At 59.9% G+C, this 17657-nt stretch carries 19 protein-coding genes; 12 read left to right on the forward strand and 7 right to left on the reverse strand.

The genetic code is table 11. The features are described 5' to 3' along the window. Positions 1–149 precede the first annotated feature (149 nt). The 7 genes from BFQ01_RS10775 to BFQ01_RS10805 all read left to right on the forward strand — a co-directional run bounded on the left by BFQ01_RS10775 (position 150) and on the right by BFQ01_RS10805 (position 6310). Positions 150–1181 (forward strand): LacI family DNA-binding transcriptional regulator, encoded by a 1032-nt coding sequence (locus BFQ01_RS10775; protein ID WP_176718747.1) that lies wholly within the window; start codon positions 150–152, stop codon positions 1179–1181. A gap of 88 nt (positions 1182–1269) precedes the next feature. Beyond that, on the forward strand, positions 1270–1902 hold the full coding sequence (locus BFQ01_RS10780; protein ID WP_065925277.1) for a glutathione S-transferase family protein: 633 nt from the start codon (positions 1270–1272) through the stop codon (positions 1900–1902). A 10-nt stretch (positions 1903–1912) separates the two neighbouring features. Next, positions 1913–2650, forward strand: a complete 738-nt coding sequence (locus BFQ01_RS10785; RefSeq protein WP_065925278.1) for an NAD-dependent epimerase/dehydratase family protein — start codon at positions 1913–1915, stop codon at positions 2648–2650. 12 nt (positions 2651–2662) lie between these two features. Continuing rightward, positions 2663–4072: an MFS transporter gene (locus BFQ01_RS10790; protein ID WP_065925279.1), complete on the forward strand. Its 1410-nt coding sequence runs from the start codon at positions 2663–2665 to the stop codon at positions 4070–4072. A 133-nt stretch (positions 4073–4205) separates the two neighbouring features. Continuing rightward, complete coding sequence (locus tag BFQ01_RS10795; RefSeq protein ID WP_065925280.1) at positions 4206–4706, forward strand: hypothetical protein; 501 nt, start codon at positions 4206–4208, stop codon at positions 4704–4706. Positions 4707–4993: 287 nt separating this feature from the next. Next, on the forward strand, positions 4994–5431 hold the full coding sequence (locus BFQ01_RS10800) for a GNAT family N-acetyltransferase (RefSeq protein WP_065925281.1): 438 nt from the start codon (positions 4994–4996) through the stop codon (positions 5429–5431). 60 nt (positions 5432–5491) lie between these two features. Further along, on the forward strand, positions 5492–6310 hold the full coding sequence (locus BFQ01_RS10805; RefSeq protein WP_065925287.1) for a class I SAM-dependent methyltransferase: 819 nt from the start codon (positions 5492–5494) through the stop codon (positions 6308–6310). A gap of 39 nt (positions 6311–6349) precedes the next feature. On the opposite strand, the gene def is transcribed toward BFQ01_RS10805, so the two are convergent. The 3 genes from def to BFQ01_RS10820 all read right to left on the reverse strand — a co-directional run bounded on the left by def (position 6350) and on the right by BFQ01_RS10820 (position 8195). Next, entirely contained in the window at positions 6350–6889 is a 540-nt protein-coding gene (def, locus tag BFQ01_RS10810) for a peptide deformylase (RefSeq protein WP_065925282.1), read from the reverse strand. Between the two features lie 3 nt (positions 6890–6892). After that, positions 6893–7843 carry a YihY/virulence factor BrkB family protein gene (locus BFQ01_RS10815; protein WP_027605604.1) on the reverse strand — a complete coding sequence of 317 codons (951 nt, stop codon included), beginning with the start codon at positions 7841–7843 and terminating at the stop codon, positions 6893–6895. Between the two features lie 166 nt (positions 7844–8009). Then, positions 8010–8195 (reverse strand): CsbD family protein, encoded by a 186-nt coding sequence (locus BFQ01_RS10820; RefSeq protein WP_016973106.1) that lies wholly within the window; start codon positions 8193–8195, stop codon positions 8010–8012. Between the two features lie 201 nt (positions 8196–8396). Here BFQ01_RS10820 and BFQ01_RS10825 point away from each other — a divergent pair, with 201 nt between their 5' ends. After that, positions 8397–8774, forward strand: a complete 378-nt coding sequence (locus tag BFQ01_RS10825) for a hypothetical protein (RefSeq protein WP_027605603.1) — start codon at positions 8397–8399, stop codon at positions 8772–8774. A gap of 55 nt (positions 8775–8829) precedes the next feature. Here the strand turns inward: BFQ01_RS10825 and fadD1 are convergent, their stop codons facing one another. Both fadD1 and fadD2 read right to left on the reverse strand, forming a co-directional pair. Beyond that, positions 8830–10521 carry a long-chain-fatty-acid--CoA ligase FadD1 gene (fadD1, locus tag BFQ01_RS10830; protein WP_027605602.1) on the reverse strand — a complete coding sequence of 564 codons (1692 nt, stop codon included), beginning with the start codon at positions 10519–10521 and terminating at the stop codon, positions 8830–8832. A 336-nt stretch (positions 10522–10857) separates the two neighbouring features. Continuing rightward, on the reverse strand, positions 10858–12546 hold the full coding sequence (gene fadD2 / locus BFQ01_RS10835; protein WP_065925283.1) for a long-chain-fatty-acid--CoA ligase FadD2: 1689 nt from the start codon (positions 12544–12546) through the stop codon (positions 10858–10860). Positions 12547–12769: 223 nt separating this feature from the next. Between fadD2 and BFQ01_RS10840 the strand changes: the two genes are divergently transcribed. Beyond that, positions 12770–13714: an alpha/beta hydrolase gene (locus BFQ01_RS10840; protein ID WP_065925284.1), complete on the forward strand. Its 945-nt coding sequence runs from the start codon at positions 12770–12772 to the stop codon at positions 13712–13714. A gap of 57 nt (positions 13715–13771) precedes the next feature. Continuing rightward, positions 13772–14242 carry a MaoC family dehydratase gene (locus tag BFQ01_RS10845; protein WP_003175719.1) on the forward strand — a complete coding sequence of 157 codons (471 nt, stop codon included), beginning with the start codon at positions 13772–13774 and terminating at the stop codon, positions 14240–14242. 146 nt (positions 14243–14388) lie between these two features. Here BFQ01_RS10845 and BFQ01_RS10850 read toward each other — a convergent pair whose 3' ends face one another. Beyond that, positions 14389–14856: a ferritin-like domain-containing protein gene (locus BFQ01_RS10850; RefSeq protein ID WP_032891010.1), complete on the reverse strand. Its 468-nt coding sequence runs from the start codon at positions 14854–14856 to the stop codon at positions 14389–14391. Positions 14857–15062: 206 nt separating this feature from the next. Here BFQ01_RS10850 and BFQ01_RS10855 point away from each other — a divergent pair, with 206 nt between their 5' ends. Together BFQ01_RS10855 and BFQ01_RS10860 are read left to right on the forward strand one after the other, a co-directional pair. After that, positions 15063–15299 (forward strand): DUF3820 family protein, encoded by a 237-nt coding sequence (locus BFQ01_RS10855; RefSeq protein ID WP_017139191.1) that lies wholly within the window; start codon positions 15063–15065, stop codon positions 15297–15299. Positions 15300–15309: 10 nt separating this feature from the next. Continuing rightward, positions 15310–16485: an aminotransferase class V-fold PLP-dependent enzyme gene (locus BFQ01_RS10860; RefSeq protein ID WP_065925285.1), complete on the forward strand. Its 1176-nt coding sequence runs from the start codon at positions 15310–15312 to the stop codon at positions 16483–16485. 40 nt (positions 16486–16525) lie between these two features. Here BFQ01_RS10860 and BFQ01_RS10865 read toward each other — a convergent pair whose 3' ends face one another. Continuing rightward, positions 16526–17650, reverse strand: a complete 1125-nt coding sequence (locus tag BFQ01_RS10865) for an ISL3 family transposase (RefSeq protein ID WP_083244914.1) — start codon at positions 17648–17650, stop codon at positions 16526–16528. Positions 17651–17657 lie beyond the last annotated feature (7 nt).

The following is a 17657-nucleotide window of genomic DNA, read 5'->3' on the forward strand; positions in this document are numbered from 1 at the left end:
TTTTCCCGCGCCGTCTTGTCATTTTTATGGAGTGACGCGTGCATCCGCTCCAATCATTTGAACCGGATCAGGCAACCCATAGTTCAATAATTTGCAGCCTTTTGGAGACAGCGCTACCTTAGTGCCTCGATTTTTGTTTGGCAAGCCGCCTGATGACCTCCAAGAACGATAAAAATACCCGCACCACCGGTCGCCCTACCCTCAACGAAGTTGCCCGCCTGGCCGGCGTCAGCCCGATTACCGCCTCCCGCGCGTTGCGCGGCATCAGCACCGTGGCCATCGAACTGGTGGAAAAAGTCCAGCACGCCGCTGCCGAACTCAACTACGTGGTCAACCCCGCCGCCCGTGCCCTGGCTTCGGCCCAGAGCCATTCGGTGGTAGTCCTGGTGCCGTCGTTGTCCAACCTGCTGTTTATCGAAACCCTCGAAGCCATCCACCAGGTGCTGCAGCCCAAGGGCTTTGAAGTGCTGATCGGCAACTCCCACTATTCGCGCGACGAAGAGGAAAACCTGCTGCGCAACTACATGGCCTATCAGCCACGCGGGTTGCTGCTGACCGGCTTCGATCGCACCGAAAGCGCCCGACGGATGGTCGAGGCCAGCAATGTGCCGTGTGTGTACATGATGGACCTGGACCCCAATGCCGGCGTGAACTGCGTGGGCTTCTCGCAGCTGGCGGCGGGTGAAACCGCGGCCGCACATTTGATCTCCCGTGGGCGCAAGCGCCTGGCGTATATCGGCGCGCAACTGGACCAACGCACCCTGCTGCGTGGCGAAGGCTTTCGCCGTGCGCTGCAACAGGCGGGCCTGTACGACCCGGCGCTGGAACTGCTGACACCACGCCCTTCCTCGGTGGGCCTGGGCGGCGAACTGTTCCTGCAACTGCTGGCCGCCCATCCGGATGTGGATGCGATCTTCTTCGGCAACGACGACCTGGCACAGGGCGCGCTGCTGGAAGCCATGCGCCACGGCATCAAAGTGCCAGAACGTGTCGCGGTGCTGGGTTTCAACGACTTGCCGGCGTCGTCCTTCATGGTGCCGCGCCTGAGCAGCATCAGTACCCCCAGGGAAGCGATCGGGCGGCGGGCGGCGGAGCATTTGTTGACGATCATGGCGGGCAACAGGATCGCCAAGCCGGTGGTGGATATGGGGTTTGAGTTGCAGGTTCGCGAGAGCACGTAGTCCCACATTTAACCCCGCCCGCTCGGAGGCATCGCCGTAGCTTCTCCCTCCTGCTAGATTGGCTGTTCTCCATCGCAAGGAAAGCACCATGGCACATTCACTGAAAATCCTGGGTCGCACGTCCTCCATCAACGTGCGCAAAGTGCTCTGGACCTGCCAGGAACTGGGCATCGACTACGTGCGCGAAGACTGGGGCATCGGCTTCCAGCCCACCCAGTCCGCCGAATTCCTCGCCCTGAACCCCAATGCCCAGATACCCGTGCTGATCGACGACCACGGCGTGCTGTGGGAGTCCAATACCATCTGCCGCTACCTGGTGGGGCTTTACCAGCGCCACGACCTGCTGCCCATCGAGCCCGCCCCACGCGCCCGGGTCGAGCAGTGGATCGACTGGCAGGCCGTCGAGCTCAACCGTGCCTGGGGCGATGCCTTCACCGCCCTGGTACGCAATAACCCGGACGGCCTGGACGCGGCGCAGATTGAAGCCGCCGTGCAACGATGGAACGACAAGATGGGCATCCTCGAGCAACAACTGAGCAAAACCGGGGCCTTTGTTGCCGGCGATGAATTCACCCTCGCCGACATCCTGATCGGCCTCTCGGTGCACCGCTGGCAGATGACGCCCATGGCGCGCCCGGCCTACCCCGCCATTGCCGCCTACTACCAGCGCCTCGGCCAGCACCAGGGCTTCCAGCTATTCGCCCTCGACGGGCATAACTAAGGACATGCCCGTGAAAGGACTCAACGTACTGCTCACCGGCGCCTGCGGCAGAATCGGCAAGACGTTTTTCGAAGCATCGAAAGACCGCTACCGTTTCACCCTCACCGACCGCATCGCGCCTGATTTCGACCTGGGCGAACACCGCTTCGTGCACGCCGACCTCAGCGACAAAGCCAGCCTCGCCAGCTTGCTCGAAGGCATCGATGTGATCGTGCACCTGTCGGGCATCCCCCACGCCAGCGCCACGTTCGACGAATTGCTGCCGAACAATATCCTCGCCACCACCTACCTGTTCGAAGCCGCTGTGGCGGCGGGTGTACAGCGCCTGGTGTTCGCCAGCAGCGCGCAAACCATCGAAGGCTACCCGGTAGACCGGCAGATCAGCCCAGGCATGCAGGTGATGCCGGCCAACCTGTATGGCGTGAGCAAATGCTACGGCGAAGCGCTGTGTGGCTACTACGCGGCGAAAACCCCGCTGTCGACGATTGCCCTGCGCATCGGCGCGTTCGAATTCGTTGAAACCCACGACCTGAACAACGCCCGCGACCTCAGCGCCTGGCTCAGCCCGCGGGATGCCGTGCAGCTGCTGCAGCGTGCAGTGGAGGCCGAGGGCGTGAAACACCTGATCGCCCATGGCATTTCCAATAACCGCTTCAAGCGCCTGGACCTGAGCGAAACCACACGGGTGTTGGGTTACCATCCGCTGGACGATGCATTTCAGACCTTCGATATCCCCATCACTGACTGAGTTTTTCCCGCCATGCCTGCACTCCCTGCTACAGACGGCATCGACCCGATCCGCGCCGCCCATATCAGCGCGCGTATCGACCGCCTGCCCGCCGTCGCCACGGTCTGGCGCCTGGTGGCGCTGCTGTCGATCGGCGGTTTTTTCGAGCTGTATGACTTGTTCCAGACCGCCTACATCAGCCCCGGCCTGATCAGTGACGGGATTTTCCACACCGGCAGCGAGGGCGTGTTTGGCTTCTCCGACCAGGCGGCGTTCGCCTCGGCGACCTTCCTCGGCCTGTTCCTCGGCGCCAGCCTGCTCAGCCCCATCGCCGACCGCTTCGGGCGCCGGGCGATCTTCACCTTTGCCTTGATCTGGTACACCGTCGCTACGGTGTTGATGGGCATTCAGACGTCCGCGCTGGGCATCATCGGCATGCGTTTCCTGGTGGGCATCGGCCTGGGCATCGAGCTGGTGACCATCGACGCCTACCTATCGGAACTGGTGCCCAAGCGCATGCGCAGTTCGGCGTTCGCCTTTGCGTTTTTCATCCAGTTCCTGTCGGTGCCGGCCGTGGCATTGATGTCATGGTGGCTGGTGCCCCAGGCGCCGTTCGGGGTGTCGGGCTGGCGCTGGGTGGTGCTGAGCAGTGCGGTGTTTGCGCTGTTTATCTGGCAACTGCGCAAGCGCCTGCCGGAATCACCGCGCTGGCTGGCGCAGAAAGGCTGCTTCAAAGAAGCCGGCAGGATCATGGACACCCTGGAGGCACGCTGCCGGAAAGACCATGGCAAACCCCTGGATGAACCCGAACCCGAAACCGTCAGCGTGCAAGGCAGCGGCCGTTTTGCCGACATCTGGCAACCGCCATACCGCCGCCGCGCGTTGATGCTGATTGTGTTCCATGTGTTCCAGGCCATCGGCTTCTTTGGTTTCGGCAACTGGTTGCCGGCGCTGCTTTCGGGCCAGGGTGTCAGCGTGACCCACAGCTTGCTGTACGCCTTTATCATCACCCTCGCCTACCCGCTGGGGCCGTTGCTGTTTGTGAAGGTGGCCAACCGCTTCGAAAACAAATGGCAGATCGTCGGCTCCGCCATGGGTGCGGTGATCTTCGGCAGCCTGTTCGCCCTGCAAACCACGGCGGTGGGGCTGGTAATCTGCGGGGTGATGATCACCTTCTGCAACGCCTGGCTGAGCTTCAGTTACCACTCCTACCAGAGCGAGCTGTTCCCGACCAATATCCGCGCGCGGGCGGTGGGGTTCTGCTATTCGTTCAGCCGCTTGTCGACGGTGTTCAGCAGCCTGTTGATCGGTTTTATCCTCGAACACCTGGGCACACCCGGTGTGTTGGCGTTTATTGCCAGCAGCATGCTGATCGTGATGATCACCATCAGTTGGTTCGGCCCGCGTACGCGCAACCTGGCCTTGGAAAATATCGCCCATTGACGGCAACGGTTGGCCGCCTGCGGGACAATGTTTGCCGCGGCGGCCAGGCCAAATCCAGTCAAACCGGGGTTATCGGACCCGGCATGTTATTTGCTCCCGCTATGGCACCGAACATTTTCCCAGGTGACCGATCATGCTGGTTAACAACAACCCCCAAGCCGTGTCGACCCTTCAAAAGATCACGCGTCCCGACATGGACCCTGCCAACGCCGCCGCCAGCACGCTGTACAGCGGCGCCCTGCAAGCGGCGCAGCAAAGCGTGACCCTGCCGGCCGCGCAGAAGGATCTGGACAAGGCGGGCGATCGCATCGACGAAGCTTTCGCCAAGACCCGCGTGCAGTTGCAGGCCAGCACAGCGGCCACCACGGTGACGACGGATGTCCCCGCCACCAGCTCCGCCCGCACAGACTTCACCGATTACATGAGCAAAACCCCGGCCGAGCGTATCCGTGAGCAATTGCTCAAGGAACAAGGGTTGACCGAGGCGGATGTGCAGAACATGTCACAGGAAAAGCAGGACGCCATTTCCAAGCAAGTGGCCGAACGTTTGAAGCAGCAGCAAGAGCAGCAGGTAGCGGCGAAGACCACTGACCCGCAGGCGCAGGCAGTGAAGGAAACCCTGGCGGCGATCTAAGTCACAGGTGGGACGCCGAGCGTCCCTGGCGGCATTCCCACGCGGGTGCGTGGGAATGATCATTAACTCAGTGACCGAACAGGCCTGTCTCGGTTTTCTTGGCTTTCTTGTCGGCGCGTTTTTCGTCGGCGGTCTTTGCCGGTTTCTTCTTTGCGGCTTTCTTTGAATCCATACCTTTGGCCATGATGCATGCTCCACTTACAGGGGATGTAACACTGGGTATACCACCTATTGCCGCACAGAAGGCGCTTATAATCCCCGGCCCTTGATTATGTTGCCCAAACACCATGCCCGAACTGCACATCGCCCCCCTGGCTGAGCCGCTATGGCCGCTGCTGAACAAGTTTTATCGCCGTCATGACTCACCGATGAAGGCACTCAAGGGCGGGCGTTTGTGGGTAGCGCGCGACAGCGAGATTGTCGCCGGTCTGTGCCTGACACCCGTGATCGGCGGACAGTGGTTGACCGGCGTGTTTGTCGACCCGGCGTATCGCGGCCAGGGGTTGGCGGGGCGATTGATAGCCGCGGCGGCGGCCGAGGTGCAAGGCACGCTGTGGTTGTTGTGCCATCCGGACCTGGAGGGTTTGTATCAGCGCATGGGTTTCACCCAGGACACGCTATTGCCGCAATCCCTCAGCGAGCGACTGGTGCGCTACAAACGTAACAAACCGATGATCGCGATGGGCTTAGATCGTTTAGTGAGGTCGTCCTCGGATAATGTGTGATCGCCCCGCATGGGCCCCATGCTAGCCTCGGCGACACCGTGGCCCACTTTTCGGATGATCATGAAAGCGACCTTTGCAGCGCTGTCCCTTACCGCCCTCCTCGTTCCCACGTTCAGCCAGGCCGCCGACGCACCGATCAGCGCCCAGCAATACGCCAGCGTGTTGGCCGGCAGCTGGCGCGACCCGGCCAACAGCGCCCGCGACGGCTATCGCCACCCGCAGCAGACCTTGGAATTCTTTGGCCTGCGCGCCAGGCAGACCGTGATCGAAATTACCCCAGGGGGCGGTTGGTACAGCGAACTGCTGGCACCGTTGCTCAAGGAGCACGGGCATTACATCGCCGCCGTACAAGCGCCGAGCAGCAGCGCCTATGCACGCACGTCCGAAGAGAACCTGAAAAACAAATTCGCCGCCGACCCTACGCGCTATGCCAAGGCAGACGTGGTCGAGTTCGACCCCAAGGCACCGGTGTTCGGCAAACCTGCTTCGGCTGACGCCGTGCTGACGTTCCGCAATGTGCATAACTGGGTGCTGGCCGATACCGCCGAGGCCACGTTCCACGCGTTCTACACGGTGTTGAAACCGGGTGGCGTGCTGGGTGTGGAAGATCACCGGGCCAAGGACGGGGCCGAGCTGGAGGCGATCAAGGACAGCGGTTACCTGACCACCGCCCAGGTGGTGAAACTGGCCACCGACGCGGGGTTCAAGCTGGCAGGCCAGAGCGAGGTCAACGCCAACCCGAAGGACACCAAGGATTATCCCGCCGGCGTGTGGACGTTGCCGCCGACGTTGAAATTGGGGGAGCAGGACAAGGCAAAATATGTGGCGATTGGCGAGTCAGACCGGATGACGTTGCGGTTCGTCAAACCGGCCAAATAACCTGGTCCCGCCCACATTTTGTTCTCAACGGGTCGGCGATTACTCGTCAGCGGTTGGGTCCATGTCGGGAAACATCACTTCAATAAAGCCGAACTTGCTGAAGTCGGTAATGCGCGAGGGGTAAAGCCGGCCGATCAGGTGATCGCATTCATGCTGCACCACCCGCGCGTGGAAGCCATCGGCAAAACGTACGATCGGCTCGCCCTTCGGATCAAACCCCTCGTAGCGAATCTGCTGGTAACGGTCCACCGCACCACGCAGTCCGGGCACCGACAGGCAGCCTTCATAGCCTTCTTCCCGCACCGGGCTGAGCGGCGTGATCAACGGGTTGATCAGGATGGTCTGCGGCACCGGCGGCGCATCCGGGTAGCGCTCGCTGGCTTCGAACCCAAAGATCACCAGTTGCAGGTCGACGCCAATCTGCGGCGCGGCCAGGCCGACGCCGCCCACGTGCTCCATGGTCTGGAACATGTCGTCGATCAATTGCCACAGCTCGGGGCTGTCGAACATTTCCGGCGGTACCGGCGGGGCGATACGCAGCAGGCGTTCATCGCCCATTTTCAGGATTTCACGGATCATCGATCAGACTTCATCGGTAGTGGGTTTGGAGTGGTCGCGGCCGAGGCCGGAGACATGTTGTTTTTCGTGCGCGGGCGCGGGCTCATCGAAATCCTTTGCGCCTGGCTCCTTGCCTTCGGCCGACATGTGCTCGATCACGGCATTCATCTCCGCCCCCAGCAACAGCACGGCGGCGGAAATGTAGAAGTACAGGAGCAACACGATGATCGCACCGATGCTGCCATACATGGCGTTGTAGTCGGCGAAGGTTTTGACGTAGTAGCCAAAACCGAGGGAGGCGACGATCCACACCACCACCGCGAGCACCGAACCCGGGGTAATAAAGCGAAACTTCTGCTCGACGTCCGGCATCACGTAATACATGAGGGCCACGGCAAACATCAGCAGGATCACGATCAGCGGCCATCGCACGATGGTCCACAAGGTCACCACGAATTCCTGCATGCCGATCTGGCCGGCCAGCCATTCCATCACCTGCGGGCCGAGCACCATCAACGCGGCAGCGGCCAGCAGCATGCCGGCGATACCGATGGTGTAGAAAACCGACAGCGGGAAACGCTTCCAGATCGGCCGGCCTTCCACGACGTCGTACGCGGCGTTCATGGCGCTCATCATCAGGCGCACGCCAGCGGAGGCGGTCCAGAGGGCAATCACGATACCCACCGAGAGCAGGCCGCCCTTGGATTGCTGCAACTGGTCGATCACCGGGTTGACCTGCTCCAGGGCCTGGGGCGGCAACACCAGCTCCGATTGCAGGCGCAGCCAGGTGAAAAAGTCCGGCAGGTGCAGGAAACCGATCAGGGCGATAAGGAACAGCAGGAAGGGAAATAACGAAAACAGCATCTGGTAGGCCAGTGCCGAGGCGTAGGTGGACATCTCGTCATCGACGAATTCCTTGACGGTGCGCACCAGCACTGTGTGGAGCTTGAGACCATCGAGAACCGGAAAAATCATAGCGTCTCCTTTCGCCGCAAAAAGGGGGTCGTGGGCGACTCAGGGGCCGTTTTCTACATCAAGGTAGCCTATTTGGCGACCTTGAAACAATTTCGAAACTTTAATCACTGCATGTGACATAAAAACGGCCATCCGTGGATGGCCGTCGGGCTGCACGATGGCAGTCTTACTTGGTCGCTTTTTTCACCGCGTCCTTGGTGTCGCCCACGGCTTTTTCAACCTGGCCTTTCTTTTCCTGCACGACGCCTTCAGCGCGCAGTTTGTCGTTGCCGGTGACTTTGCCGACGCCTTGCTTGATGTTACCGACGGCTTCGTCTTTCAAACCTTTTGCCTTATCCGCTGTGCTGCCCATGGTATTTCTCCGAAAGAACAATCAAAGGGTTTTGGTCATTACGTAGAGATTGACCCAAGGCCGTTCGGCAGAGTTTCAATTATTTTTCGGTGAACATTTCATCGCCAACGACAGGTTTGGCTTTATGTTTTGCAGCCAACCCACGAGAATGCCCGGCACATTCAGGCTCCAACGCTGAATAACAGATCCCGTAGGAAGGTTATGAAACTCAATAAAGCACAGGCCATCGCCCGCAGAAACCAGGAACTGGGCGGTGCCGTACTCGGCGTCAATAACTGCCACTTCACCGACCTGGACCGCAAACGCAACATCTGGTGGTTCGATCTGCCGGTGGGACGTATTGCCGTCGGCCAGTACGAGTGGATTCACCTGTTGATGCACAACGCCGAGACCGACCAGCTGCTGCACCTGAAGGTGCCGACCGTGTTCCTGCGTGAAAAGCTCGAGGGACTGGTGGTGCGCAACGCAGGCAAGCGCAAGCCGGAGATTACCCTGGAGCTGAGCGCGGATAAGGATTCGTTCTTGAAGGATGTGCGGCCGGCGGGTGCGGGTGTCAGCTTCGCGCAGTTCGCCGTGTAAGAACGCGGTCAAAAAAATGTGGGAGGGGACAAGCCCCTCCCACATTTGGATCGGATTACTTTTTAAGACCGAGTTTCTTCAACTCTTCATCGCGCAATTCGCGGCGCAGGATCTTGCCCACGTTGGTGGTCGGCAACGCATCGCGGAACTCCACGGCCTTTGGCACTTTGTAGCCGGTGACATTGGCGCGCATATGCTCCATGACCTGCTCCTTGGTCAGGGTGGCGCCCGGCTTGACCACGATGAAGAGCTTGATGTGTTCGCCGGACTTTTCATCCGGCACACCGATGGCCGCGCACTGCAGCACGCCCGGCAGGCCCGCCAGCACGTCTTCCAGCTCGTTGGGATACACGTTGAAACCGGAGACCAGGATCATGTCTTTCTTGCGATCGACGATGCGCATGTAGCCATCCGGCTGGATGATCGCGATGTCGCCGGTCTTCAGCCAGCCTTCGCTGTCGAGCATCTCGGCGGTGGCGTCTTCGCGCTGCCAGTAGCCCTTCATCACCTGCGGGCCCTTGACGCACAGTTCGCCGACTTCACCCAGGGCCAGCTCGACGCCGTCGTCGGTGATGACCTTGCACAGGGTCGACGGCACCGGAATGCCGATGGTACCGATCTGGATATGCTGGATCGGGTTCACCGTGGCCACGGGGCTGGTTTCGGTCATGCCGTAGCCTTCGCAGATGCCGCAACCGGTCACGGCTTTCCAACGCTCGGCCGCCGCCAGTTGCAGGGCCATGCCGCCCGACAGGGTGACTTTCAGCGCGGAGAAGTCCAGCTTGCGGAAGGCTTCGTTGTTGCACAGCGCCACGAACAGAGTGTTCAGGCCGACAAAGCCGCTGAACTTCCACTTCGACAGTTCCTTGACCATCGCCGGCAGGTCGCGCGGGTTGCTGATCAGGATGTTGTGGTTGCCGATCAGCATCATCGCCATGCAATGAAAGGTGAATGCATAGATGTGGTACAGCGGCAGCGGCGTGATCAGGATCTCGCAACCTTCATTGAGGTTGGAGCCCATCAGCGCCTTGCATTGCAACATGTTGGCGACCAGGTTGCGGTGGGTGAGCATCGCGCCCTTGGCCACGCCGGTGGTGCCACCGGTGTATTGCAATACGGCCACATCGCCGCTGGCCGGGCAGACTTCGTTGACCGCTTGCCCCTGGCCCTTGGCGAGTACGTCGTTGAACTTGATCGCCTTGGGCAAGTGATAGGCCGGGACCATTTTCTTCACGTACTTGATGACGCTGTTGATCAGCAGGCGCTTGAGCGGCGGCAACAGGTCGGCGACTTCGGTGACGATCACATGCTTGACGGCGGTCTTGGGCACGACCTTTTCCGCCAGGTGGGCCATGTTGGCCAGGCAGACCAGCGCCTTGGCGCCGGAATCATTGAATTGGTGTTCCATTTCCCGCGCGGTGTACAGCGGGTTGGTGTTGACCACGATCAGGCCGGCACGGATGGCACCGAACACGGCGACCGGGTATTGCAGGACGTTGGGCAACTGCACGGCAATGCGATCGCCGGGCTTCAAGTCGGTATGCTGTTGCAGGTACGCGGCGAAGGCGCCGGACAGTTCGTACAATTCACCGTAGGTGATCGTCTTGCCCAGGTTGCTGAAGGCCGGTTTGTTGGCGAAGCGCTGGCAGGACTGCTTCAATACCGCCTGAATATTCGGATACTCGTCTGGATTGATTTCTGCAGCAATCCCGGCGGGGTACTTATCCTTCCAAAAGTCTTCGTGCATGGAAGCCCACTCCTCAGCGACGCGAATTCATCATCGCATTTGATGCGATTATTATTGGTGTATGTTTTTTTTGGTGAATCTGGCGCTTTCAAGCAGGCCTAGACGTCACAAAGCGCGCCGAGAGTAGCAGCTTTGCCAAGGGCCGACTAGAGCCTAAAGAGGGTCCCGCAGTCATAATCACGACTGTCCTACAATATTTGGTCACACTTTAAACAGAAGTGAAATACCTTGATGAAAGGCTCTGGAATAAGGCCTTCAGGACGACGCACGACAAATGTGGGAGGGGGCAAGTCGAATCGTCGCACCGCCCCTCCCACATTTTTACCGCATCTCACATCAGGCGATGTCGCGTAGTTCCCTGCGCAGGATCTTCCCTACCGGCGTCATCGGTAACGAGTCGCGCAACACAATGTGCTTGGGCACCTTGTAACCCGTGAAGTTGGTCTTGCAGTACGCCTTCAACTCCTCAAGGCTCACCCCTTCTGCACGCGCCACCACGAACAGCTTCACCGCCTCCCCCGTGCGCTCGTCCGGCACGCCGATCACCGCGCAGTTGGCCACGGCCGGATGGGCCATCACCACGTCCTCGATTTCGTTGGGGTATACATTGAAACCCGAGACGATGATCAAATCCTTCTTGCGGTCGACAATGCGCACAAACCCATCTTCGTCGATCACCGCGATGTCACCGGTCTTCAGCCAGCCTTCGGCGTCCAGGGCCTCAGCAGTGGCCGCCGGTTGCTGCCAGTAGCCCTTCATCACCTGCGGGCCCTTGATGCACAACTCACCGCGCTCGCCCAGGGGCAGCTCGGTGCCTTCGTCATCAATTACCTTCATCGCCGTGGCGGGCACCGGGATGCCCACGGTCCCCAGGCGTGATTTCTTGCCGTAGGGGTTGGTGCTGGCCACCGGCGAAGTTTCCGTCAGGCCATAGCCCTCGCCGATCGAGCAGCCGGTGATCTGCTCCCAGCGTTCGGCCGTAGCCTTGATCAGGGCCGTACCGCCGGAGTTGGTGAGCTTGAGGTGGGAGAAATCCAGGTTCTTGAACTCCGGGTGGTCCATCAACGCCACAAACAGCGTGTTGAGCCCCAGCAGCCCGGTAAAGCGCCACTTTTTCAGCTCCTTGATAAACCCACCGATGTCCCTGGGGTTGGTGATCAGTACGTTGTGGTTACCCGAGACCATCATGCACATGCAGTTCGCGGTGAAGGCATAGATATGGTACAGCGGCAGCGGCGCGATCATCACCTCCTGCCCTTCCTTGATCAGCGGGTGGCCGTCGTCGCCCACCTGGGACATGCACGCGCGCGCCTGTTGCATGTTCGCCACCAGGTTGCCATGGGTGAGCATCGCGCCCTTGGCCAGGCCGGTGGTGCCGCCGGTGTATTGCAGCACGGCAATATCGTCCAGGTTCACCGGATGGCGCGTCACGCCGAGGCCCGCGCCCATGCGCAGGGCGCGCTTGAACGACACCGCACGCGGCAGGTGGTAGGCCGGGACCATCTTCTTGACCTTGTCGACCACGGTGTTGACCAGCCAGCCTCTGGCAGCGGGCATGAAGTCGCCCATCCTGGCTTCGATCAGGTAGTCGATCTCGGTGTCGGTGCACACGTCCTGCACCCGCGAACCGAACAGGTTGAGGTAGACCAGGGCACGCACGCCGGCGTCCTTGAACTGGTGGCGCATCTCGCGCGGGGTGTAGAGCGGGTTGGTGTTGACCACGATCAGCCCGGCGCGCAGTGCGCCGAACACGGCAATCGGGTAGTGCAGCACGTTGGGCATCTGCACGGCGATGCGCTCGCCGGGCTTGAGGTCGGTGTGCTGCTGCAGGTAGCCGGCGAACGCCGCACTCTGGCGTTCAAGCTCGGCGTAGGTCAGGGTGACGCCCATGTTGCTGAATGCCGGACGGTCGGCAAAGGCCTTGCACGAGCGCTCGAAGACTTCGATTACCGACTTGTAGGCCGACAGGTCGATGTCATTGGGAACGCCCGCCGCGCGTTTGTCATTCCAGAAATCAGGTTGCATTATTCTTGTCCCCTTACCTGAAGGTGTCTGGCCGCTTTTATAGAAAGCGGAGCTTGGGGGACGTTAGCAGCTATGGCCAAGCAGGCAAATACAGCAAATTGCGTCATTGATTGTATGAATCTTGTCCCTGATGCGCAGGCAGATACCCCGTCGCCTGACAGATGAGCTATACACTGCAACAACGTCGAGCAGACCTTGAGCAGACCTTGAGAAAGGGAACCCCATGAACCACAGCACCTTCTGGCTGACCGCGAATGACCGCAGCCGCCTGTACGTCAATCATTGGATGCCCGACGGCCCGGCCAAGGCGGTGGTCATGCTGTCCCACGGCATGGCGGAGCACAGCGGGCGCTATGCGCGGCTGGCCGAAGCCTTGTGCAGTGCAGGCTATGGCGTGTATGCGCCGGACCAGCGTGGCCACGGCCGCACCGCCGACGAAGGTACGCTGGGCCTGTATGCCGAAAAGGATGGCTGGAACAAAGTGGTCGGCGACCTGGCCAGCCTCAACCAGCACATCGGCCAGCAGCAGCCGGGGCTGCCGATCATTTTGCTGGGCCACAGCATGGGCAGCTATATCGCCCAGGCCTACCTGCTGCACCACAGCGCCAGCCTGCATGGAGCGATTCTCAGCGGTTCGAATTTCCAGCCCGTGGCGCTGTACCGCGCCGCACGGCTGATCGCTCGCGCCGAACGCCTGCGCCAGGGTGTGCGCGGGCGCAGTGCGTTGATCGAGTTCCTGTCGTTCGGCTCGTTCAACAAGGCATTCAAGCCCACTCGCACCGCGTTCGACTGGCTCAGCCGTGACCCGAACGAAGTCGACAAATACATCAACGATCCACTCTGTGGCTTCCGCTGTACCAACCAACTATGGATCGATCTGCTCGGCGGCTTGCAGCAAATCAGCAAAGCGTCCAATCTCGCCCAGATCGATCCGGGCCTGCCGATCTTGGTGATGGGCGGCGAATGTGATCCGGTCAGTGAGGGCAAGCGTCTCAAAAGCCTGGCCCATGCCCTGCGTGAGGCCGGCAGCCAGCACCTGCAACTGAATATCTACCCGCAGGCGCGTCACGAAGTGTTCAACGAAACCAATCGCGACGAAGTCACCGCCGATGTGCTGACGTGGCTCGACCAGGCCCTGACCTTGCGCAGGCCGGCCCACTGCGAATAAATTTACGTTTAAAATCAGATAGTTAAATTACCGATTAGCCACAGGATGCACCTTTAGATGACCCAGGTAACCAACACCCCGTACGAAGCCCTTGAAGTCGGCCAGACCGCCAGCTACAGCAAGACCGTCGAAGAGCGTGATATCCAGCTGTTTGCCGCCATGTCCGGCGACCACAACCCGGTACACCTGGATGCCGAATACGCCAAGGCGACCATGTTCAAGGAGCGTATCGCCCACGGTATGTTCAGCGGCGCCCTGATCAGCGCGGCCGTTGCGTGTGAGCTGCCCGGGCCGGGCACTATCTATATCGGCCAGCAGATGAGCTTCCAGAAGCCGGTGAAAATCGGCGATACCCTGACCGTGCGCCTGGAAATCCTCGAGAAGCTGCCGAAGTTTCGCGTACGCATTGCCACCCGTGTGTTCAACCAGCGCGATGAGCTGGTCGTGGATGGCGAGGCGGAAATTCTTGCACCACGCAAGCAGCAGGTCGTGACCTTGACCGAGTTGCCGCCGATCAGCATCGGCTGAGTACGGTTTTCAAGGCCAACACCCTGCAAATGTGGGAGGGGGCTGCCCCCGATGGCGGTGTGTCAGTCATTGAAATATCGACTGATCCACCGCTATCGGGAGCAAGCCCCCTCCCACATGTCTTACACAGCAGCGCTTAGGAGCGCTTACGACTGAGCGCGAGCCTGGTTACGCAGGGCTTTTACCTGGTCGTGATTGCGTTGCACGCCGTGGTACTGACGCTCAACCAGGTCACGAATGCCCAGCAGGTTGTGCTTGTTGATCTTCTCGATGGCTTCTTTATAAGCCTTCAGTGCGTGATCTTCGCCGCGCTCGGCTTCGTTCAGCACAGCCTCTTCGTCCTTACCGGTCACCATCGACTTCACGTCGACCCAGCCACGGTGCAGGGCGCCGGCTACGCTGCCGGAGTCTTCCGGATCACCGCCCAGGGCACGCACGGCGGTCTTCAATTCGGCGGCGGCGGTAGCGCAGTCAGCGGAGCGCTTGGCAAACAGCGCCTTGAGTTCCGGATGCTTGATGTCTTCTGCGCATTCCTTGAAGCCTTTCTGGCCGTCGATGCTGGTCTCGATCAGGTCGTTCAGTACGGAGATCGATTCTTTGTTGATGTCAGTCATTTTTCAATTCCTTAGGCAGGTGAAGAAGGGTTGCCTTAATGATTGCAGCGCTCGTGCCAGGTTTTGAAAAATTACTTTTATATTTATTTTCAATGACTTAAAAATATTTGAACCATCTGTATGTGCGTTATTTGCATGATCTGTCATTTGGCCTTCATGCAGAATGCCTGTATTTTCGAAGACCTCGTCTTATTCACACGAAGCCCATGAATCCCGAAAAACTCGAACTGCTGATCACCCGCGAAATGCCCTTCGGCAAGTACAAGGGCCGGATCATCGCCGACCTGCCGGGTCCCTACCTCAACTGGTTCGCCCGCGAAGGCTTTCCCCACGGCGAACTGGGTGGGTTGCTGGCATTGATGCAGGAAATCGACCACAACGGCTTGTCTGAATTGTTGGAACCGCTGCGCGTTAAACACGGCAAACCCGCCCCCCGCCATTAAGAGACTCGCCATGCCAAGGAATGCTGACAACGAACCTCACTGGCAGGCCATCGCCCAGCGCTATGCGCTGGAGCCCGGCCCGATCAACCTGGAGAACGGCTACTTCGGGCGTATGAGCCGCGAGGTGCAGGCGCAGTACCTGGAGCATGTGGCGTTTATCAACCGCAGCAACTCGCTGTATGTGCGCCAGCACTTCGAGCAAGGTGAAAACGTCGAGATCCGTCGCCAACTCGCAGGCCTGATCGACGTCGACCCCGAGGCAGTCGCCTTTACCCGCAACGCCACCGAAGCCTTGCAGTCGCTGATCCGCAACTACAACCGCCTGCAACCCGGCGATCAGGTGCTGATCAGCGACCTGGAGTACGACACGGTCAAAGGCGCGATGCGCTGGTTGGCGGGGGTTCGCGGTGTGGAGGTGATAGAACTGTCCCACACCCACCCGGCCAGTTTCGACAGCCTGATGCAGACCTATCGCGATGCGTTCGCCCAATACCCGCGCCTGAAGCTCATGGCACTGACCCATGTGACCCACCGCACCGGCCTGGTGATGCCCGTAGAGGCCATCGCCAAGGCTGCGCGTGAGCATGCCATCGACGTGATCCTCGACGGCGCCCATGCACTGGGCCAGATCGAGTTCAACCTCGCCGAACTGGGCATTGCGTTCGCCGGCTTCAACCTGCACAAATGGATCGGCGCGCCGCTGACCCTGGGGTTTCTCTATATCGCCCCCGAACGCCTGGCAGATATTGATCCGGACATGGGCGAGTTCCACTACCCCGCCACCGACGTGCGGGCACGTACGTCGTACAGCACGCCGAACTTTCCGGCACTGATGACCTTGCCGCTGGTACTGCAAGAACATCGCGCGCTGGGTGGCGCGGCGGCCAAGGGCGCGCGGATCAATTACCTGCGGGATTTATGGGTGAGACAGGTGCGACCGTTGCCGGGGATCGAGGTGCTGACGCCGGATGATCCACGGCTGTATTGCGGGATTACGGCGTTCAAGTTCAGCGGGCGGGATCAGCAGGTGATGGTGGATCGCATGCTCAAGGACTATGGGCTGTTCACTACTACGCGCACCGGTGCGGCGTTTGGTACCTGTATCCGCGTGACACCGGGGTTGGTGACGTCGGCGGAGGACATCAATGTCCTGGTCAATGCCATTACCGAGCTAAGCAGAGATTAAAGGTGGGCCTCAGGTTTTTACCGGCAAAAAAAAAGGTTCATCACGGATTACCGGGAAAGACGCTCTTGATCTTCATGAAGAAGAATTCGCTATCCCGGTAACCGTACGCCATCCGTTTGATGACCTTTATTCGATTGTTTATTCCTTCCAACTGACCGGTGTGCATCGGCCAGCGAACCCGACTGACGATGCCCCGCCAATAACCCTTTAGCCGTTTGGCAAACTGGATCAGAGCCGGTATTTCACTTTCATATGCATGGCGCAGCCATTGCTTCCAGGCCGATCTCCAGGTCCAGGCAGTGCTCGGTGTCCAGAGCGTTTTGAGTTCAGCCTTCATCAAATAAACTGTCATCAGCGATTGGTTGGCCTCCAATAAATCCTGCAAATGGACCTGTTGTTCCGGCGTTTTCAGGTTCTGTGGGTTACGCAGCAACAGCCATCGTGCCTGCTTGATGACCTTGCGAGCCGGCTTGTTATGACGCAGCCGATTAGCTTCGTCGACGCGGACCCGATCAATCACCTCTCGGCCATATTTGGCCACCACATGGAAAAGGTCGTAGACCACTCGCGCTTTCGGGCAATGCTGGCGAACCTCCAGATCAAAAGCAGTATTCATGTCCATCGCCACCGCTTCGATTCGAGCGCAGCCCTCCGGCCCCAGCTCCTCGAAGAACGGCCTGACTGCCGCTCGGCTACGGCCTTCACCGATCCACAGCACTCGTCGTGTATCGGCATCCAGCACAACGCTGGCGTAACGATGACCTTTGAATAACGCGAACTCGTCCATGATCAGGCGTCGTGGTTGCGCCTTCGGCAACTCACTCAACACCGCCTGCAAGGCTCGACGCTCCAGCAACCGAACAGTGTCCCAATGCAGTCCAAACATCTGGGCCACGTGCAGGGTGGGAAGGCGCTCGCAGGCCTGAATGACCGCCTCGGCCAAGCGGCGCGTCATGCGGGCATAGCGATCCAGCCAACTGACGGCCTCCATGCGTTTTCCACAGTCGCGGCAGCCAACACGCCTGAGCAAAATGCTGAGGCGCACCGCGCGACCGAGAATGGGCAGATCACGAACGGTTCGCTCGCAATACTCATGAGTGGTTGAACAAGGTTTTTGGCAGCCGCCGCAGGAAGGGAATCGGGTGGCGTGGGGAATCAGATCGATCTTTAGA

This window comes from Pseudomonas sp. 8 R 14 (assembly GCF_900005955.1).
GTDB classification, from domain to species: Bacteria; Pseudomonadota; Gammaproteobacteria; order Pseudomonadales; family Pseudomonadaceae; genus Aquipseudomonas; species Aquipseudomonas marginalis.